Raw genomic sequence first — 19,218 nt, forward strand, 5'->3', positions numbered from 1 at the left:
ACCCTCCTCGGCCCGGTGCCGCGGCGAGTCTACCAGCCGCCGCCGCGCCGAGGGGACGCCGTGTCGCTAGGCGGCGCGCGCCGCGGTCAGGGCGCGACCGCCCCGCGCGCTTCCGCGAGGAGCCCGGCGACGAGCGCGTGGAGCGCGGCGAAGCCGAGCCGCACGGCCTCGTCGCGCGAGAGGGCGCCCGCGCGGTGCTGGAGCACGAGCACGTAGGTCGTCGACGTCGCGCACTCGAGCGCGAGCTCGATCGCGACGTCCCCGAGCCCGAGTGCGCGCAGCGGCTCGAACCAGCGGTGGTCGATCTCGGCGGAGAGCGTCGCCGAGCGGTCGACGAAGACGTGGGTGCGCACGAGCTCGGAGCGCGAGAGCACGAGGCCGCCCATCCCGACGTCGGTGACGACGTCCCAGAGCGCCTCGAACACCCGGCGCGCGCCGGCCCAGGCGACGTCGGTGTCCGGGTCGGCGAGCGCGGCGACGCCGCGCGCGTGGTCGTCGCCGGTCATGGACGCGTTGAGCCGCTCGTAGAAGTGCGTCACGACCGCGACGAGCAGGTCCTCGCGCTGTGGGAAGTAGCGGTAGACGAGCGGGCGCGTGCAGCCCGCGAGCTCGGCGACGCGCGCCATGCGGACGGCGTCGGGCCCCTCGGTCTCGATCAGGTGCGCGGCGACGGAGATGAGCTGGCGCCGACGGCGCTCGCCGTGCGGCTCGAGGTCGAAGGGCGCGGTCGCGGTCCCGGCGGCCAGCTCGGTGCGGCCGACCGACGTCCCCATCTCTCTACTGTCTCTACTGCTCGCCTTGCCTGCTGCGCCCACTGGCTCCGCCTCGTGTCGTCGCGCGGCGCCCGCTCCCGCGCCCTTGCGTTCCCATTCGTTCCCGCTCGTCCAGGCTCGTCCCCGCGCGGCCCCAAGGGGCGCCGCGCGGCGGGCCAACGGTAGGGCATCGGGCCGCGCGGCCGACGCGCGGAACGGTTTGTATCTCTTATTGACGTTTTGTAAACACCCGCGGAGAATGCGGGCACGCGAAGGCCCGGTCACGCCGCCGGCCGCCACCGAGGAGATCGCTCATGTCGATGCGCCCGCGAACGCTCCCGCTCGTCCTCTCCGCCGCGCTCTGCCTCTCGCTCCCGCTCGCCGCGTCGGCGGTCGTGAAGGTGTACGACGCCACGCCGCCGCACGGCACGCCGGGCGACGTGTTCCTGTTCACCGCGACGCTGTGCCCGCCCGTCCAGCAGACGCCCGGCCAGGTGCAGGGCGCCTACTCGCTGTCGGACACGGGCGGCGGCGCGGTCACGATCTCCGACCTCGAGATCGCGCAGCCGCAGAACCTCGACCTCGACCTGCTGAACGTCTTCGGCCCGGGCGCGTTCGTGTTCATCGACGGCATCGTGCTGTGGAACGTCCCGCCCGGGCACACGGGCACGGGCAGCACCGCGCCGGGCGGCTCCGTCGACTGGGGCGTGGTGAGCGGCTGGACGCGCAGCGGCTTCACCTACTGCGCGTCGAGTCCGGCGACCATCTGCACGAGCGGCACGCAGGTTCCGCACGGCGTCACGGTCGCGACGCCGCCGGCGCAGTCGTCGACGTACGACCTCGGAACGTGGACCTTCGACGCCGCGGGCGACATGTCGGCCGCGTCGCCGTACATCTTCTTCACGGCGAACGGCGGCATCTCGAACGGCCAGTATCTCGTTCGCGGCGCGTTCGTCGGTGGCTCGGTGCCGGCGCTGCCGCTCGTCGGGGCCGGTGCTCTCGCCCTCGCGCTCGGCGTCGTCGGCGTGCGCGGGATGCGACGGCGCTCGTGACGAGACGCGAAGCGCCCGGCGGCGGCCGGGCAGGAGGGGAGCGATGGAGCGCGAACCGACCGTGAGTGGGCGAGACGCAGGCGCGGGCGCCGATGCGCTCTCGAGCCTTCCGCCGCCGCCGCCGCGACCCGTGCAGTGGCGGCGGGCGTGGGAGCAGGTGGTGCTCCTGTGGCGCAACGATCCGAAGGACGCGCTCGACGCGGCGTACGGGATCAAGGACGCGCTCGGCGGCATGACCGACGAACGCCTGCTGCAGCGCGTGCTGCGCGACCCGGTCGGCCGCGCGGTGATGGCGGAGCGCGCCGACCTGCCCGGCCTGCTCGCCGATCACGCGCGGCTCGCGGAGATGCCGCCCGGCAGCCTCGGCCGCGCCTATCTCGAGTTCGCGCGCCGGCACGGCATCAACGCGGCCTACCTGATCGAGTCCGAGCACCGCATGTCGCGCGACTTCGGGAAGCTCGACCCCGTGCGCCAGTGGTTCAGCGACCGGCTGACGGTGCTGCACGACGTCTGGCACGTGCTCGCCGGCTACGACGCGGTGAACGCGGGCGAGTCCGCGATCATCTGCTTCTCGATCGGGCAGGGCCTCACGTACCGGCCGATGCCGGTCTTCGTCGTGATGATGCTGCTGGCCGGCCACCTGACGCCGCGGCGCGCGTTCGAGGCGCACCGGCGCGGCCGGCGCGCCGCACTCCTCGTCGCGCAGGACTACGAGACGCTCCTGTGGAAGCCGCTCGAGGACGTGCGCCGCGAGCTCGGCCTGCCCGCGCCGACGGTCGACCACGCGGGGCGCACGCCCGAGGGCATGCTGATCCCGGCCTCGGCCTAGCATCGACGGCGCGAGGCGCGAGAGTCAGGGGACGGAAGCGAACGGCGCGCCCGCGTGCGCGCGGAGGAGCGAGGACGGATGGCGAAGGACCAGAGACTGCGCGGCCAGGTCGCGCTCGTCACGGGCGCGAGCCGCGGCATCGGCAAGGGCATCGCGCAGGAGCTCGCGCTCGCCGGCGCGAAGGTCTACTTCACCGGGCGCTCGACGGCCGAGGACCCCGACCGGCCGGGCACGATCGGGCGCACGGCCGAGGAGATCCGCGCGGAGGGCGGCGACGCCATCGCCCTCCAGTGCGACCACCACGACGACGCGCAGGTCGCCGCCGTCTTCGAGCGCATCCTCGCCGACGAGGGGCGGCTCGACGTCCTCGTCAACAACGCGACGGCCGAGCTCTCGTCGATGGTCGGCAAGCACTTCTGGGAGCTGCCGCTCGGGCTCTGGGACGACGTGATCGGCGTCGGGCTGCGCTCGCACTACGTCGCGAGCGCGCTCGCGGCGCCGACGATGATCGCGCAGCGCAGCGGCCTCATCGTCAACGTCTCCTCGCACGGCTCGCGCGAGTACCTGATGGGCGTGATCTACGGCGTCGGCAAGGCGGGGCTCGAGAAGCTCACCGCCGACACGAGCAAGGAGCTCGCGGAGTTCGGGGTCGCGGTCGTGTCGATCTGGCCCGGGCTCGTGGCGAGCGAGAACCGGCTCGTGCACGCGACGCGCGGCGCGGACGGCCGGCTCACGCTCTTCGGCCTCGACCTCACGAACGCCGAGACACCGGCCTTCCCGGGCCGCGGCGTCGTCGCGCTCGCCGCCGACCCGGACAAGATGCGCCGCACCGGGCGCGCGTTCTGGGTCGCCGAGCTCGCGCGCCAGTACGGCTTCACCGACGTCGACGGCCGCATCCCGGACGCCGAGAAGTTCCACGACTCGCTGAAGACGGGGGCGGCGCCCGACTACTGGCGCGGCGTGCTCGGCACCTGAGGCGCCTGCGGCGCACGCGCGCGAGGCGCGCGCTGCGCCGCAGCGAGAGCGGGCGCCCCCCGCGCGAGGGGCGCCCGCCGTCGCGACGTGCCGCCGGGCGGCGCTAGAACACGATCTGCGATCGCACCGTGAAGATGCTCATGTGCTCGGCATCGACGCCCGCGACGGTCGCCGAGCTCGCCGGCAGCCCGCGCGCGCGATCGGTGTCGACGACGTACGTCCAGCCGAACAGCATCCGCACGTTCTCGTTCAGGTACCAGTTCACGTCCGCGGTGAGCGCCTGCTCGCGACCGCCTCGCACGTCGGCGTCGGTGACGTCGAGATAGGCGTAGCGCGCGGCGACTTCCCAGGCGCCGCAGCCGCCGTTTCGCAGGCTGAACGGGTGATCGGGCACGAGGCGCTTGTACTCGCCGCTCGTCAGGCGGTAGCTCTTCGCGAGCGTCTCGCCCGTGAGCACGACCGACGCCGAGGCGTGACCGCTCTGGAACTCGAGGTCCGGTGCGCCGCGCCGGTGGACGTGCGCCCGGTTGTACTCGCCGAGCAGCGTCACCGGGCCGAGCGTGACGCCGACCTCCGGTCCGTAGAGCGCGACGTCGCGCGTGCCGAGGATGTCGTCCGTGTCGAGCACGTAGAGGTTCGACGCGTGCGTCGTCTCGTCGCGGATCTGGATCATGCGGTCGTTCTCGGGCTGTGCGCGCCAGGCGCCGCGGAAGCCGAGGTGCACGACGTGGGAATCGTCGTGGATCGGTGCGAAGACGAGGCGACCGACGCCGCCGTAGCCCTCGTCGCGGCCCGACTTGTTGGGCCCGATCGACTCGCCGAAGAAGCCCGCCGCCGCGAACCAGTGCTCGCCCGACGCGTCGACGCGCAGGCCGAGCGCGCGGTCGACGAAGGGGATCACGAGCTCGTTGTCGATGCTCCGCTCGGTGAACGCGATGTCGTTCGAGCTCATCTCGACCGCGAGGCTGTAGGGCTGCTTCTGGTGTCCGGCCGTGATGCGGACACCCTCGAGGCCGTCGTACGCGACCCACATGTCCTTGATCGCGGTGGCGTTGTCCGCGAAGTCGACCTCCGCCCACCACGCCCACTCGTCGCGCACGCGGCCGTTCGCGTCGATGCGCCCGCGGCGGATCTCGGTGCCGTCGGTCGCGCCGCGGCCCGGGCCCGGGTCGCCCACGTGCCAGCTGCCGTCGGCGTGGATGCGCCCGCCGAAGTGGAACGTGTAGGCGCCGTCGCTCGTGGCGAAGTTGAGCCCCTTCTTGTCGAGCGTCACCGCCGTCGTGGGCAGCGCCTCTCCCGCGGAGGCCGCGCCGGCCGCGAGTGCGACCACGGCGGCGAGAGCCAGGCGTACGAACATCGGATCCTCCCCCCAGGCGCCCGCGCGCGGGCGCGTCGGCCCGCATGCGAGCACCCACCCGGGCGCCTCGGCGCGCAGCCGCTCTCGAAGTGCGCGCTTTGTAGCCCCCGGTCCGTGACGAAACGGTGGCGACGGGAAGGAGAACGTGAATCGTTCGCGATCGGAACGGCGTTATCGTCTTCGCGGAGACCACTCGACCGCCATCACGGAGACACCGCCATGTCGAACGCCGCCGCGAGCGGCGCGCCGCGCGCGCGCTTCGGAGTCACGCTCCCGCAGATCAAGCGGACGTGGGAGGAGGCGAGTGCGTGCGCGCGCGAGCTCGACGCGCTCGGGTTCCATTCGCTCTGGGTCTGCGACCACCTCTACGGCGTGCCCGCGCCGCACCTCCCGATCCTCGAGGCGTGGACCGAGCTCGCGGCCGTCGCCGCCATCACCGAGCGCGCGAAGCTCGGCACGCTCGTGACGCCGCCGTTCTTCCGCAACCCCGCCGTGCTCGCGAAGCAGATCGCGACGATCGAGTGCATCGCGCCGGGGCGCGTCATCGCCGGGCTCGGCGCGGGCTGGCTCCCGCCCGAGTTCGAGCAGCTCGGCTGTCCCTTCCCCGACACGCGCGAGCGGCTGCGCGCGCTCGAGGAGACGATCGAGATCCTGAAGCGCCTGTGGACCGAGGAGAAGGCGACCTTCGAGGGGAAGTGGTTCTCGGTGCGCGACGCGCTCTGCGAGCCGAAGCCCGCGACGCGCCCGGAGATCCTCGTCGGCGGCGGCGGCGAGCGCGTGCTGATGGGCATCGCCGCGCGCCACGCCGACGTGTGGAACAACATGGCCGTCTTCCAGGGGCAGCTCGCCCGCAAGGTCGAGGCGCTGCACCGCCGCTGCGAGGAGCTCGGCCGCGACCCGGCGACGATCGCGATCTCGCAGCAGTGCACGATCGTCATCGACGAGGACGACGCGCGCGCGAAGGCCTCGCTCGAGAAGGCGAAGGCCGTGTTCGGCGGCCACATGGGCAGCGCGATCGAGGAGCACGGCATCTGGGGCGGGCCGGACGCCGTGATCGAGCGCATCGAGCGCCACCTCGAGCTCGGCGTCACGCACTTCGTCGTCGAGTTCTTCGGCCGCGACACGCGCGTGCCCGCGCGCTTGTTCGCCGAGGCCGTGATGCCGGCGTTCGCCTGACGAGCAGGCGTAGCGACCCGCTCGAGCGCAGCGACCCGCTCGAGCGGCACGAAGCGCGGCAGCGCGTCAGGCCGGGCGCACGATGTAGAAGAGGCAGTCCGAGCGCGCGATCGACGGGTTCGTCGTCATCATGATCGGGACGAGCGGCCGTCGCGTCGCGACGCGCCCGTCGCGCAGCTCGAACCAGTCGCGCGCGCGGTCCTCGCCCGCCGCGCCGCGCGCGAGGAGCGGCCACGCGCCGCTCGCGCCCACCCAGCCGATCGGGACGCCGGCCTCGAGGCGCTGGAAGTTGTGGCGGTCGACGTCGGCCGACATCGTGAAGCCGGCACCCGCGACCGGGCCGTCGCCGATCGCGAGTGTGACGTCGGGGCGTACCTCGACGCGCACCGGGTCGACGAGCAGCTCGAGGGCTCCGGTCGGGCACGGCGGGATCGCGGCGTCGGCGAGGAGCCGGTCGAGCCCCGCGCGCGCGGCGGCGTCGGCCTCGGCGCTGCCCGCGCGTCCGCACTCGATCGTGACGCTCGGGAAGTGCGGATCGGTCGCCTCGACGAGCGCGCCGAGCGCGAGGTCCGAGCGCACGAAGTAGCGCCCGAACAGCGCGGCGACGGCGCGGTGCGCGGCGTCGGCCGCGGGGCCGACGGCGTAGGCCGGGTTGTGGCCCGTGTTGTTGTGCAGGTCGACGAGCAGCTCGGGCCGCGCGGCGCGCAGGCGCGCGAGCGCCTCGGCGGCGAGCGCGTGCTCCGGCGAACGGTTCGGCGCATCGCCGTCGCCCGCGGCCGCCGCCGCGCCCGCGGCGGCGCCGAAGCAGCGGTTGAGGTCGCGATGGCCGGGCAGCGCGCGGTGCGCGAAGAAGGGCGGGCCGAGCGCGGCCTCGACCGACGCGATCCACACCACGACGTCCGTCGCGGGCGTCGCGCCCTCGCGCAGCCAGCCGAGCACGGCGCGCAGGCCCGACGGCTCGTTGCCGTGCACGAGCGTCGCGACGGCGCGCGTGCGCGCGCGGTCGCGCCCCGCGACGCGCGCGATCGCCGAGCCGCCGAGCCAGCGCAGGAAGTCGACGTCGCCGGCCGGCAGCGCGCGGCGCGCGTCGCGGTCGAGCGGGCCGAGGTCGCGGATGCGCGCGGCGGCCGCCGTCATCGCGCCTCGCCGTGCACGGGCCAGGCGTGCACGGGCGCGCCGGTCGCGGCGAGCTCGACGTAGCGGTCGAGCATGTGCGCGAGCGCGGCGCGCCGGTCGAGCCGCGGGCCGAGCGCGTCGAGTGCGGCGAGCTGCCAGCGCGCTCCCGTCCGCCCGCTCGCGACGCGGCGCGCGACGACGTCGAGCCGCGCGGCGGCCTCGCCAGCCTCGACGCCCGCGCGCGCGAGCCCGCGCTCGGCGATCGCGAGCGCGCGCGCGGCGACGTCGCGCGCGCGCGCGGCCCGCGGCGGTGCGCCGGGCTCCGCCGGCCACGCGATCTCGGCGTCGAGGCCCGCCTGCGCCGCGCGGTAGAAGCTCCCGTGGAGCCGCTCGAACGGCCACGCCGCGCGCCACGCGGGCTCGTCCTCGGCGATGCCGTACGTGAGCCCGACCAGGAAGGCCGCGTTCGCGACCATGTCCGCGACGCTCGGCCCGGCGGGAAGCGCGCGCAGCTCGATGCGCACGTGGCCGCCGCCGGCCGGGTCGTACACCGGCCGGTTCCAACGCCACACCGTTCCCTGGTGGAGGCGCACCTCCTCGAGCCTCGGCACGCCGCCGTCGCGCAGGACGGCCGCCGGGTCCTCGGGCGACAGCACGGGAAGCAGCGGCGCGTACGATGCGATGCTGTCCTCGAAGAGCTCGATCGCGCCGCGCTCGCACCAGCCCGTGCCGAACGACACGCGCGCCTGCGCGCCGCTGCGCCGCGCGTCGTCCGTGCGCGCGTCGACCGCCTGCTTGAAGAGCGCGACGCGCGTCTCCTGCCACAGGCGGTGGCCGAGCAGCGTCGGCGAGTTGCCCGCGACGGCGACGGCCGCGACGGTCGCGATCTGCGCCGCGTTGTAGAAGCGCGCGAAGTCGCGCGGCGCGACGCGCAGGTGCACCTGCAGCGACGTCGCCGCCCCCTCGAACGTGACGTCGTCGCACGCGAGGTCGAGCGGGTCGGCGCCGTCGATGCGCAGGTGGAAGGGCTCGCTGCGGATCGCGCGCAGGGCGCGCGACAGCGCGCGGAAGCGCGGCGTGTCGGTCATCGCGCCGGACGCGAGATCGTCGGGCTCGAGCGTCGGGAGGATGCCGATCGCCGCGACGCGCGACGCGTGCAGCGCCGCCGCGCGCTCGACCTCGCGCAGGCTCTCGCGCATCTCGCGCTCGAGCGCGGCGAACGGACGGCCGGCGAGCGGGCCGTGCCGCAGGTTGCACTCGAGGTTGAAGCGGTCGAGCTCGAAGGTGAGGCGCGGATCGAGGCTCTCGGCGAGCACGTCGAGGTTCACCGGCGACGGACGGCCCGCCGCGTCGACGAGGCAGAGCTCGAGCTCGGCACCGATCGACGCCTCGCCCTCGCCGAAGCCCGGCCGCGCGAGCAGCGCGCGCAGCGCGCCGAGGCCGTCGGCCAGGCGGCCTTCGAAGCGGCGGCGATCGTCGTCGGTGAAGTCCTCGCGCTCGATCGCGAGCCCCATGCGCCGCCCCGTCTCCTCGCTCTGCTCGCGCCCGAACGTGCGCCGAGCGCGGCCTAGCGCGCGTCCGCGAGCCCGCGCTCGGCGACGAGGCGCACGAGGTCGAGCGCGCTCACGATGCCGACGAGCTCGCCGTCCTCGACGATGGGCAGCCGGTGCACGCGCTCGCTCGCCATCACGCGCGCGACCACCTCGACGTCGTCGCCCGGGCGCGCGGTGAGCGGGTCGGTCGTCATGATGTCGCGCACGCGCGCGGTGGCGAGGTGCTCGGCCACCTTGCGCGACTGCTTCGAGAGCTCCTCGAGCGCGGCGAGCGGAATCGGGTAGGGGCTCGAGTAGACGTCCGTGATGCGTGCGGCCTGGGCCTGCTCCTCGTAGAGCGCGCGCAGCGCGTCCGCGCGCGACGCGACGCCGACGAGGCGCCGCCCGTCGACGACGGGCGCGCCGCTCACGTGTCGCTCGAGCAGCGCCTGGTCCATCTGCTTGAGCGTCATGTCCGGGAACAGCGTCAGCACGTCGCGCGTCATCACGCGCTCGACCGCAATGCCCATGTTCGATCTCCTCCGCGCGTCGCGCGCGCGCGCCGCAGCGCGCCGGGCGCTCGTGGTGCAAGATGGCTGCCAGCGTCGCGCTGCGCCTCGGCGCGTCGGCACGCCGCGGCGGCGAGTCCGCGCGACCCACCGCGGGGCGCGCGGCCACGCACGCTCGGCCCGCGCGCCTCGGCCCGCCTACGCGCGCGACGCGATGCGCACGGGCAGCCGGTCGGGGCCGCGGAACGCCGTGCCGACGATCCGCGAGCGCTCGCCCGGCGCGAGCGCGAGCGCGTCCGTGCGGTCGAGCAGCGCCTCGAGGCCGATGCGCGCCTCGAGCAGCGCGAGCCGCGAGCCCGCGCAGTAGTGGCGGCCGAGCCCGAACGAGAGCGTCTCCGCGTTGTCGCGGTCGATGTCGAAGCGGTCGGGGTCGCGCCAGCGGCGCTCGTCGCGGCTGGCCGAGCCCACCAGCAGGAGCACGTCCGCGCCCTCCGGAATCGCGACGCCCGCGATCTCGGTCGCGCGCGTCGCCTCGCGCGGCAGGATCGCGACCGGCGTCTCGAAGCGCAGCGTCTCCCAGAGCAGGTCGTCGATGCGGTCGCGCCGCGCGCGCACGAGCGCCTGCAGCTCCGGGTCGTCGAGCAGCACGTGCAGCGCGCTGCCGAGCAGGTGGAACGTGGTCTCCGCGCCCGCCGACACGAGCAGGCGCAGGAAGCTCACGACCTCCTCGTCGCCGAGGCGCGTGCCGTCGACCTCGGCCGCCGCGAGCGTCGAGATCAGGTCGTCGCCGGGCTCCGCGCGCTTGCGCGCCACGACCGGCAGCAGCAGCTCGCGCATCCGCCGCGACGCCGCGAACGCGCGGTCGGGGTCGGCCTGGACGAGCGTGAGGTCGGCCGCGCAGGCGTGCAGCGCCGCGACGTCGTCGGTCGGGAGCCCGAGGATCTCGACGAACACGCGCAGCGGGAACACGAACGTGAACGCCTCGACGAGGTCGACGTCGCCGCGCGGGAAGCCGTCGACGATCTCGTGCGCGATGCGCTCGACGAGCTTCGGGAAGTCGCCGCGCAGCGCGCGCGGCGCGAGCGCCGGCGTCACGAGCTTGCGGTGTCGGAGGTGCTCGGCGCCGTCCATCTCGATCAGCGTCCGGCCCATCACGAGGCTCGCGCCTCGCGCGTTGGCGCGGTTCGAGAAGAGCGCGTCGTCGCGCAGCGCCGCGCGCACGTCGTCGTAGCGCGAGAGGACGAAGAGCCCCGCGCCGAGTCCGGGGATCGCGAGCGCCGGCGCCTCGTCGCGCAGCCGCGCGTAGACGGCGTAGGGGTCGGTGACGTCGCCGCGCGGGCCGCGGGCGAGCAGCGCCAGCAGGTCGGTCGCGACGTCGGTCATGCGTCGCTCTCCTCTCCCGCGCCGGGCGGCGCGGCGCCCGCGGTGCGCGGGGCCGCGAAGGGATGCGGCCCGCGCGGCCGCGAGAGCGTCGTCGACGCGCGCCAACCTACTACGCGGCGCGCGCGCGAATCCAGCGCGACCGCCGCGGCCGAGGCGGGTTCGAGCCCTCGTCGCACCGGGGCGGTCTACGCTGGCCGGCGTCGGCAGCCGCTGCAGGAGGTCTCCCCGTGACACCCGCTCCCGCCGATCGCCGCGCGCGCGCCGCCGCGCTCGCATTCGGCATCTCCGCATTCGCCGCATTCGCCGCATTCGCCGCCGCGTTCGCCGCGGCGGCGCAGACCGGCGTGCCTTCGCTCGACCGGCGCCTGCTCGTCGTGCTGACGGGCGACTCGATCACCGAGGGCGTGATCACGGATTCGAGCCTCGCGATCCCGCCCGGCGTGTCGCCCGCCGACGCCGTCTGCTGGCGCGACCTCTGCTATGCGGCGATCGTGCGCGCGCGCCTCGCCGAGCTCGCCGCGCGCGGCGAGATCGAGCCCGTGCTCGTCGGGAACCGCGGCGTCGGCGGGGCGACGTCGCGCGACTGGGACCCGGACGACTTCCGCGTCGACGACCTGCACTTCCTCGCGAACACGACGCTGTACGGGAACCAGGGCCTCTTCTACAACATCCCCGCCGCCGACGTCGTCGTGCACTACGTCGGCACGAACGACGCGGTCGCGTTCTTCGAGGAGGGCCCGCCGCTCACGCCGCGCGACTACGCGAGCAAGCTCGTCGACTTCGCGGTGACGCTGCGCCGCCGCGGCGTCGCGCACGTGCTGCTCGCGACGCCGCCGGTGCCGGTCGGCTGGCGCGGCACGGAGCAGGGCGTGCGGATGCAGCTGTACGGCGAGGCCGTCCGCCAGGCGTGCGCGCACCTGAACGAGGGCTTCGGAACGGAGACGTGCCTCGTCGAGCTGCAGCGCGAGTTCCCGGACGACGTGGGCTGGGAGGGCGACGCCATCCACCCGACGGCGGCCGGCCACGCCTTCATCGCGGAGCGCGTGCTCGAGGCGATCGTCCCGCTCGTCGCCGAGCCGCGCGTCCCGCTTCCCGAGTGAGGCGCCGGCGCGAGCGGGTATGCTGCGCGCATGACGCCGCCCGCCGCCGCGCTCGACGATCCGGCCGCGCTCGCCGCCGCGCGCCATCCCGAGCTCTCGGGTCGCGTGGCGATCGTCACGGGCGGCACGCGCGGGATCGGGCTCGGCATCGTGCGCGTGCTCGCGCGCGCGGGCATGAAGCTCGTCGTCACGGGCCGCCGGGCCGAGCGCCTCGAGCGCGTGAGCGCCGAGCTCGCGGAGGGCGGCTTCCCGCACGTCGCGCTGCAGGCCGACCACGCGCGCGCCGAGTCGAGCCGCGCCGTCGTCGAGCGCGCCGCGGCCGACTTCGGGCGCGTCGACGCGCTCGTCGCGAACGCGCAGTCGTACCGCCCCGTGACGCCGCTCGCCGACGTGACGGAGCGCGACTTCGACACGGTGCTCGAGACGGGGCCCAAGGGAACGCTGTGGCTGATGCAGGCCGTGCTCCCGCACATGCGCGCGCTCGGCCGCGGCCGCATCGTGACGTTCGGCTCCGCGATGGGGAACACGGGCGCGCCGGGCTACGGCCCGTACGCCGCGGCGAAGGAGGCGGTGCGCTCGCTCACGCGCACGGCCGCGCGCGAGTGGGGGCGCGACGGCATCACGGTCAACTGCGTGTGCCCGGCCTCCGTGGCGCACCGCCTGCCGCCGGCCGACGACGACGGCGCGCGCGCGCGCGCCTTCGCGGCGATGTACGCCGACCACCCGCTCGGCCGCGACGGCGACCCCGTCGCCGACATCGCGCCCGTCGTCGCCTTCCTGCTCTCGGACGGGAGCCAGTACGTGACGGGGCAGACGCTGATGGTCGACGGCGGCGGCATCCTGCGCGCCTAGCATCGCGCGCGGCGCGCTGCGTGCGGGGGAGGACGGGGCGATGGCGGAGCGGGGAGGGGCTTCGGGCGAGCGGCCGGAGCTCGCGGCGTGGCGCGCCTTCTGCCGCCGCATCGAGTCGCTCGGCGAGGAGGTGCTGCGCGAGCCCTATCCGTGCGCGCCCGAGGACGGGCCCGAGGGCATCGCGCACCTCGCCGACCAGGTCGCGTGCTGGCTCGGATGGTCGATCGGGCACCTCGACGCGACGGCCCCGTTCTTCCATCGCTCGAACGATCTCTTCACGCAGTGGGGCGGCCCGAACCAGGACAACGCCTACCACCACGCGCGCATCGATCCGCGCCGGCGCTACCGCGTGAGCGGCCGCATGAACGCGTGCGAGGACTTCGCGCTCACGCTGCGCGCCGGGTTCATGCACATGGAGGTCTGGGGCACGAAGCTCGCGATCACCGCGTCGGAGCGCGGCATCGGCCCGGGCGATGCATTCGAGCTCCTCTTCGGCGGCGACGGCAGCGAGCCCGGGTGGATCGCGATTCCCGACGACGTGACCACGCTGTCGCTGCGCGAGTACTACCTCGACTGGAGGCCCGCGGAGCCGGCGGTGTTCGCGATCGAGTGCCTCGACGACGTGCCGGCGCCACCGCGGCTCGACGGCGCCGCCGTCGCCGGGCGCCTCGAGCACGCGCTCGCGCAGGTCGATCGCTCGATGACGCAGTGGAACGCGTACCTGCGCGAGCACCGCGCGAAGGGGCGCGACAACACCTTCGCCCTGCCGCAGAAGCTCTCGAAGGGCCTGCCCGCCGCACGCTATGCGTTCTGCTTCTTCGATCTCGACCCCGGCGAGGCGCTCGTCGTCGAGACCGACGTCCCCGACGCGCGCTACTGGAGCCTGCAGCTCGCGACGATGGGCTGGTTCGAGCCGGTCGACCCGGTGCACCGCATCACGTCGATCAACCAGCGCCAGGCGCACGTCGACGGCGACGGCCGCGTCCGCGTCGTCGTCGCGCATGCCGACCCGGGCGCGCCGAACTGGCTCGACACGGGCGGCCATCGCGACGGCCTGCTCACCTTCCGCTGGTTCTGGCCGCGGAGCGACCCGAGCCCGACGACGCGCGTCGCGCGCCTCGACGAGGTCGACGCGCTGCTCCCACAGGGCTCGCCGCGCGTCGGGCCCGACGAGCGCCGGCGCGACGTCGCGCGCCGCAAGGCCCACCTCGCATGGCGCTTCCGCACGTGAGCGGCGCGGCCTCCGAAGCGGGCTGGCCTCCGCCGCCGCGTCCCGACTGGGTCGCCGCGATCAACGCGGGAGCCGTTCCGCTGCTCGCGGCCGAGGCGGAGCTCCCGTTCGAGCGCGACGCGCTGCTCGGCGAGGCGCTCGCCGCGCAGGGGCTCGACGCGCGCGACGCCGCGGCGTTCGGCGCGCCGGGCTTCGACGCGGAGCCCGCGCTCGAGGGGCTCGCGCGCGCGGCGACGGCGATCGAGGAGGAGGCGCGCCTGCACGTGCTCGGGCGCGTGCTCGCGCGCCGCTTCCTGTTGCGACTGCTCGTCGGCCGCCTGCAGCTGATGCGCTTCGTGCGCGACGACCCGGGCGTGCGCGACGAGGAGCTCGCGTCGCCGCTCGTCGTCGCGGGCGCGCCGCGCACCGGCACGACGGCGCTCTACGCGATGCTCGCGGCCGACCCGGCGCACCGCGCGCCCCTCGGCTGGGAGCTGCTGCACCCCGTGCCGCCGCCGCCCGCGGACGCCTCGCTGCGCGCGGCCGACCCGCGCATCGCCATCGCCGATCGCGAGCTCACCGCGCCGCAGACGGTCGTGTCGGGGCTGCGCGCGATCCACGCCTACGGCGCGCGCCGCCCGAAGGAGTGCCTGTCGGCGATGTCGTTCTCACTCCTCTCGGAGGAGATCACCGCGCGCTTCTTCGTGCCGAGCTATGCGGCGTGGCTCGAGGCGTGCGACCCGGCGCCCGCCTACGACGTGCACCGCCTCGTGCTGCAGGTGCTGCAGCGGAGGAGCGGGCCCGCGGCGTGGGTGCTCAAGTCGCCCGTCCACCTCCACGCGCTCCCCGCGCTCCTGCGCGCGCATCCGGGTGCGCGCGTCGTCGTCACGCACCGCGACCCGGTCGCGATGCTCGCCTCGCTCGCGAGCCTGATCGCGACGCTGCGCTACGCGCACAGCGACGAGGTCGACCTCGCGCGCGTCGCGGCCGAGCACGCGCGCCGCTTCGGCGCGTCGCTCGCGCGGCTCGTCGCGTGGGACGACGCGGGCGCGCTCCCCGCGACGCGCGTGCGGCACGTGCGGCACGCCGAGCTCGCGCGCCGCGGCGTCGGCGTCGTCGAGGACGTGTACGCGTGGGCGGGGCGGCCGCTCTCCGACGCGGTGCGCGCGGAGATGGCGGCGGTCGCCGCGCGCGGCGGCGACGAGGGAGCGGGCGGGCACGCGTACTCGATCGCGGCGACGGGCCTCGACGCCGCCGCACTGCGGCGCGACCTCGCGGCCTATCGCGCGCGCTTCGAGGTGCCCGACGAGGCGGTGGGCACCGCCTAGCATCGCGGCTTTGCGCTGGCGCGCCTACGCGGGCGGCGGGGCCACGCGCACGAAGGCGGCGGCCGTGGTGCGGCCGCCCGCGCCTTCGTCGACGAGGTCGACGCGCAGCGCGCCGTCCTCGGGCCGCGCGACGAAGCGCGCCTCGGCGGCGAGCGGGCCGCGGCCGCTCGCCGCGACGTACCGGATGTCGAGCTCGGTCGCGACGCGCGGCCCGAGTGCGTGCTCGGCCAGCGCGAGCGCCGCGACCTCGACGAACACGGCGACGGCCGTGCCCTGGAGCGAGCCGTTCGGGTTGCAGACGGCGGCGCTCGGCGCGAGCGCGACGCGGCCGCGCGCGGCGTCGACGACCTCGAGCCCCATCGCGCGCTCGATCGGCTGCGAGAGCCGCGCGCCGCCCATGCGCGCGGGCACCGCGCCCGGCGTCGCGCGCGAAGCGTCCTTCGCGATGCGCCGGCGGAAGGTCGTGATGCCGGTCGCGACGGGATCGGCGCCGTCGTCGAACACGAGCTCGACCGCGACCGCGCTCGCTCCCTCGCGCAGCGTGCGCGCTCGCGTGCGCAGGAGCGCGGGTGCGCGGCGCGCCGGTGCGCGCACGGAGAGGTCGGTCGTCAGCACGCTCTCGACCGGCTCGCCCGCGCGCGCGGCGAGACTTCCCGCGACGTCGGTCGCGGACGCGAGCACGGCGGGCCGCACCGCGCCGCGGTGACAGACGTGCTCGTAGGGCGCGACGACGAGCGGCGCCGCGGGGTCGTCCGTGCGCTCGATGCCGACGAGGAAGACGAGCGCGCGCGGCGCCTCGGGGGCGGGTGCATCCATGGGGGCCGCAGGGTAGGGCGTGCGCGCGCGAACGGAACGCGGCCCGAGCTCGCCTAGACTCGCGGCGCGCGCCGGAGCCCCGGGGTCGCGGGAGGTGCGAGCATGACGGAGCGAGCGCGGAGCGGCGGGCAGAGGCGCGCGACGGGTCGCGTCGCCGGGACGCGGCGCGCGCGCCGGCGCCTGGCGGCACTCGCGGGCCGCTTCGCGCGCGTCGTCCGCGTCGCCCGCGTCGCTCGCGCGCGCGCGCGCGCCGCGCGCTTCGCCCCCTCGCCCTTCGCGGTCGCGCTCTGCGCGTGTGCGCACTTCGCGTGTGCGCCGGGCGCCGGCGGCGTCCGGCTCGACGAGCTGCGGGGTCGCGCGGTCGATCTCGAGACGGGGGCGCCGATCGCCGGCGCGCTCGTCGTCGAGTGGTACGTGGGCGGCGGCGTCGGCGACGGAGCGCGACCCGTCCACCACGCGCGCTGGACGACGACCGCGGCCGACGGCTCGTTCGCGCTCGCCGCCGAGGCGGCCGACCCGTGGACCGCGCTCGGCGCGAGCTACGGCCCGGAGCTCGCGCTCGTGCATCCCGACTACGGCCTCCAGCGCCAGGCGCGGCGCGAGGGCGAGCGGTGGCGGCTCGAGGGCGACGCGCGGCGCGCCGAAGCGGCGCGCCGCGACCTCGACCCGTACTGCCGCGGCGAGCGCGACGACGAGGGCGCGCGCCGGATCCGCGCCTTCGCCTGCCCGCCGCGCCCGGAGCGGCCCGCCGCGGAACGCGTCGATCGTTAGGCGGGCGCGTCCGGCCCGCCGTCCGCGCCCGACCCCTCGCCCTTCGCGCCCGGCCCGTCCGCACCCGGTTCGTTCGCACCCGGTCCGTCCGCGGCGCCGACGCGCTGCCCCTTGCGGCCCGCGCGCACGAGCGCGGCGCCGTCGGTCGCGAGCAGCCGCTCGGCCAGCTCGACGCCGCGCTCCACGAGGCCGCGCGCCGCGACGCGGAGCGCCTCGCTGCGCTGCACGACGGCGACGTTGCGCTCCATGTCCTCCGCGTCCCAGCCGCGCGAGTGCGCGATGTAGGCGTACTGCGGAACGTGGCAGCCGAGCTCGGTGAAGAAGCCGAGCATCTGGCCCGCGACGCCCTGCACGTTGTCCTGCCCGCCGGTGATGATCGCGGTCACGACCTTGTCGCGCAGCAGCGTGCGTCCCGCGATCGTCACCTGGTTCTGGATGCAGTTCATGCGCTCGACCATCTTGTAGTAGAGGCTGCTCGGGTTGCCCCAGCGGATGGGCGTCGCGACGACGAACACGTCGGCCCAGTGGACGACCGCCTCGTAGACGCGGTCGAGCTCGTCGTCCGGGTCCATCTGCGTGATCGAGCACGGCCACGTGCAGGCGCGCGCGGCCTTCGAGTAGTAGCCCTCGCAGTGGCGGAACGAGAGATCGCGCAGGCGGATCGTGCGCGTGTCGCAGCCGCGCGCGGCCGCGTGCGCGATGGCCACGTCGAGGAGCTCGTCCGACGTCGAGAAGCGCGGGTAGTCGGCGCTCATCGCGGTGGTCGAGATGCCCACCACGCGCACCGGCCCGGGCGCGCGGACGGGCTCGCGCGCGAGCGGGTGCGGCGCGTGCTTCGTGCGGTGGCGCTTGACGTGCGGCGTCACCGACACCTCGAGCACGCCGTCGCGCACGCGCGTCCGGTAGGCCGGCACCACGTCCGACTCGAAGCCGCGCTCGCCATGGCCGTCGCGGCGGTGGAAGCGCCACTGGTGCCACGGGCACACGACGAACTCGCCCTCGAGACAGCCCTGGCCGAGCGGCCCGCCCGCGTGGTTGCAGGCGCCCGAGATCGCGCCGAACTCGCCGTCCTTGTGCGACAGCGCGATGCGCGTGCCGTGGACGACGATCTGCTGGAGCTCGCGGCGCGCGAGCTCGCGCGCGTCGCCGACGGCGTGCCACTCCTCGCCGGGGCGGCGGCTGCGGTGCGGAGGCTGCGGTCCCGACGACGATCTGCGCGCGGCCATGACGCCCTCCTTCCGCCGCGCTCGCGCGGCCTCGCGCGATGTCCGCGGCATTCGCAGCGTTCGCGGCGCCGGAAGGTGCCACGGAGCGCGATGCGCGCGCTCGCGGGCGCACGCGATCGCGTTCGCGCGCGCGATGACGCGCTGCGCCGTGACCCGCGGTCAGCCGCGCGCGCGTCGCGCGCGCGCTCGCCGGTTCGCGCTTCGTTAGTCGCACGCCGTTGACGTTCGTCGCCGATCGGCTCACCCTGCGCGCGTGCCGACGCCGCGCGTGCCGCGCGGCGCGAACGTCCCGCCGCGCCCGCGCACGGCGGCGACGACTGGGGGATGCGATGCGTGATGCGATGCGTGGATGGATCGGAGGGCTCGGACTCGTCTCGTTCCTGCTCGTCGGAGGCGCCGCCTTCGCGGGCGTCGGCGGCGACGACGCCGGAACGTGCGTCAACGCGTGCGGCAGCTACGGCGCCGGGAACAACGCCAACAGCTGCTACTGCGACTCCGCCTGCACGACCTACGGCGACTGCTGTGCCGACTACCAGCCCGTCTGCAACGGCAACACCGGCTGCTCGGCGAACTCCGGCGGCCGCTACATCCTGCACGTCGGCGGCATGTGCTCGCAGGGCTGGAACACGACGCTCTCGAACAAGGCCGGCTACACGAGCATCGACGTCAAGGCCGTGCAGACGAACCACAGCGGGCTCTCGGACGGAAGCCACACGGTCGGCATCTACCTCGACCAGTGCTGCACGGGCTCGAACCTCTGCTACGTGATCAACTACAGCGGCGGCGACAACGTGGTCGGCCACCGCCTCGCGAACTCGGCGACGAACTACAACATCAACTGGGTCGGGACGTCGGGCGGCGCCGGTGGCGGCAGCGAGCTGTCGGGCAACTTCCTCGCCGACATCTTCGGGCCGTGCGACTACGCCGGGCACCTCGGCACGTCCGAGGCGCGCAACTCGTACAACCACAACGACACGAACGGCGAGACCGTCTACCACATCGGTGGCTACGACGGCTGGTGGTACTCGTCGTGGCTGCTGCCGGGCGAGGACGACGGCGCGGTCGCCTACCACTCGGCGGGCGCGGTCACGAGCACGACGTCGACGAGCAGCATGTGCAAGACGCCGAAGTACACGAACCACGTCGCCGCGTGGACGTGCAGTGGCTACAACCTCGACCACTACGGGATGAAGACGAAGTTCATCAGCCAGATTGGCTGGTAGCGGCGCTTCAC

18 protein-coding genes are annotated in these 19,218 nt (G+C 75.2%); 10 read left to right on the plus strand and 8 right to left on the minus strand.

Features of this window, described 5'->3' with window-relative positions; all coding sequences use genetic code 11:
• Positions 1–86 precede the first annotated feature (86 nt).
• On the minus strand, positions 87–773 hold the full coding sequence (locus R3E88_14545; GenBank protein ID MEZ4217700.1) for a TetR/AcrR family transcriptional regulator: 687 nt from the start codon (positions 771–773) through the stop codon (positions 87–89).
• A 293-nt stretch (positions 774–1,066) separates the two neighbouring features.
• On the opposite strand from R3E88_14545, the gene R3E88_14550 reads away from it, so the two are divergent.
• The 3 genes from R3E88_14550 to R3E88_14560 all read left to right on the plus strand — a co-directional run bounded on the left by R3E88_14550 (position 1,067) and on the right by R3E88_14560 (position 3,608).
• Positions 1,067–1,804: a hypothetical protein gene (locus R3E88_14550; GenBank protein ID MEZ4217701.1), complete on the plus strand. Its 738-nt coding sequence runs from the start codon at positions 1,067–1,069 to the stop codon at positions 1,802–1,804.
• A gap of 61 nt (positions 1,805–1,865) precedes the next feature.
• Positions 1,866–2,633: a Coq4 family protein gene (locus tag R3E88_14555; protein MEZ4217702.1), complete on the plus strand. Its 768-nt coding sequence runs from the start codon at positions 1,866–1,868 to the stop codon at positions 2,631–2,633.
• Between the two features lie 78 nt (positions 2,634–2,711).
• A complete protein-coding gene (locus R3E88_14560) occupies positions 2,712–3,608 on the plus strand; it encodes an SDR family NAD(P)-dependent oxidoreductase (GenBank protein ID MEZ4217703.1) in 897 nt (298 codons plus the stop codon).
• A 103-nt stretch (positions 3,609–3,711) separates the two neighbouring features.
• Here R3E88_14560 and R3E88_14565 read toward each other — a convergent pair whose 3' ends face one another.
• Positions 3,712–4,965 carry a porin gene (locus R3E88_14565; GenBank protein ID MEZ4217704.1) on the minus strand — a complete coding sequence of 418 codons (1,254 nt, stop codon included), beginning with the start codon at positions 4,963–4,965 and terminating at the stop codon, positions 3,712–3,714.
• Between the two features lie 219 nt (positions 4,966–5,184).
• Between R3E88_14565 and R3E88_14570 the strand changes: the two genes are divergently transcribed.
• Positions 5,185–6,141: an LLM class flavin-dependent oxidoreductase gene (locus tag R3E88_14570; protein ID MEZ4217705.1), complete on the plus strand. Its 957-nt coding sequence runs from the start codon at positions 5,185–5,187 to the stop codon at positions 6,139–6,141.
• A gap of 66 nt (positions 6,142–6,207) precedes the next feature.
• On the opposite strand, the gene R3E88_14575 is transcribed toward R3E88_14570, so the two are convergent.
• The 4 genes from R3E88_14575 to R3E88_14590 all read right to left on the minus strand — a co-directional run bounded on the left by R3E88_14575 (position 6,208) and on the right by R3E88_14590 (position 10,681).
• Positions 6,208–7,278, minus strand: a complete 1,071-nt coding sequence (locus tag R3E88_14575; GenBank protein MEZ4217706.1) for a succinylglutamate desuccinylase/aspartoacylase family protein — start codon at positions 7,276–7,278, stop codon at positions 6,208–6,210.
• Entirely contained in the window at positions 7,275–8,771 is a 1,497-nt protein-coding gene (locus tag R3E88_14580; protein ID MEZ4217707.1) for a glutamate--cysteine ligase, read from the minus strand. Before R3E88_14580 ends, R3E88_14575 begins: the two co-directional genes overlap by 4 nt.
• A 53-nt stretch (positions 8,772–8,824) precedes the next feature.
• Positions 8,825–9,319 carry a CBS domain-containing protein gene (locus tag R3E88_14585; protein ID MEZ4217708.1) on the minus strand — a complete coding sequence of 165 codons (495 nt, stop codon included), beginning with the start codon at positions 9,317–9,319 and terminating at the stop codon, positions 8,825–8,827.
• Between the two features lie 177 nt (positions 9,320–9,496).
• Positions 9,497–10,681, minus strand: coding sequence for a cytochrome P450 (locus tag R3E88_14590; protein MEZ4217709.1), 1,185 nt, complete (start codon positions 10,679–10,681; stop codon positions 9,497–9,499).
• A gap of 227 nt (positions 10,682–10,908) precedes the next feature.
• Between R3E88_14590 and R3E88_14595 the strand changes: the two genes are divergently transcribed.
• Genes R3E88_14595 through R3E88_14610 form a run of 4 tightly spaced genes read left to right on the plus strand, consistent with a single transcriptional unit; the run spans position 10,909 to position 15,171 of the window.
• Positions 10,909–11,781, plus strand: a complete 873-nt coding sequence (locus R3E88_14595) for an SGNH/GDSL hydrolase family protein (protein ID MEZ4217710.1) — start codon at positions 10,909–10,911, stop codon at positions 11,779–11,781.
• Between the two features lie 30 nt (positions 11,782–11,811).
• Positions 11,812–12,633, plus strand: a complete 822-nt coding sequence (locus R3E88_14600) for an SDR family NAD(P)-dependent oxidoreductase (protein MEZ4217711.1) — start codon at positions 11,812–11,814, stop codon at positions 12,631–12,633.
• A gap of 40 nt (positions 12,634–12,673) precedes the next feature.
• Positions 12,674–13,864: a DUF1214 domain-containing protein gene (locus R3E88_14605; GenBank protein MEZ4217712.1), complete on the plus strand. Its 1,191-nt coding sequence runs from the start codon at positions 12,674–12,676 to the stop codon at positions 13,862–13,864.
• Positions 13,846–15,171 (plus strand): sulfotransferase, encoded by a 1,326-nt coding sequence (locus tag R3E88_14610; GenBank protein MEZ4217713.1) that lies wholly within the window; start codon positions 13,846–13,848, stop codon positions 15,169–15,171. Before R3E88_14605 ends, R3E88_14610 begins: the two co-directional genes overlap by 19 nt.
• A 24-nt stretch (positions 15,172–15,195) precedes the next feature.
• Here the strand turns inward: R3E88_14610 and R3E88_14615 are convergent, their stop codons facing one another.
• Positions 15,196–15,987 (minus strand): hypothetical protein, encoded by a 792-nt coding sequence (locus tag R3E88_14615; protein MEZ4217714.1) that lies wholly within the window; start codon positions 15,985–15,987, stop codon positions 15,196–15,198.
• A gap of 102 nt (positions 15,988–16,089) precedes the next feature.
• Between R3E88_14615 and R3E88_14620 the strand changes: the two genes are divergently transcribed.
• Positions 16,090–16,758 carry a hypothetical protein gene (locus tag R3E88_14620; protein MEZ4217715.1) on the plus strand — a complete coding sequence of 223 codons (669 nt, stop codon included), beginning with the start codon at positions 16,090–16,092 and terminating at the stop codon, positions 16,756–16,758.
• Here R3E88_14620 and R3E88_14625 read toward each other — a convergent pair.
• A complete protein-coding gene (locus tag R3E88_14625; protein MEZ4217716.1) occupies positions 16,755–17,984 on the minus strand; it encodes an NAD(P)H-dependent oxidoreductase in 1,230 nt (409 codons plus the stop codon). The genes R3E88_14620 and R3E88_14625 overlap by 4 nt on opposite strands.
• A 341-nt stretch (positions 17,985–18,325) precedes the next feature.
• Between R3E88_14625 and R3E88_14630 the strand changes: the two genes are divergently transcribed.
• On the plus strand, positions 18,326–19,207 hold the full coding sequence (locus tag R3E88_14630) for a hypothetical protein (protein ID MEZ4217717.1): 882 nt from the start codon (positions 18,326–18,328) through the stop codon (positions 19,205–19,207).
• The last annotated feature ends 11 nt before the right edge of the window (positions 19,208–19,218 follow it).

The sequence above is a fragment of the Myxococcota bacterium genome (assembly GCA_041389495.1).
In the GTDB taxonomy this organism is placed as follows: Bacteria; Myxococcota_A; UBA9160; order UBA9160; family UBA4427; genus JAWKRT01.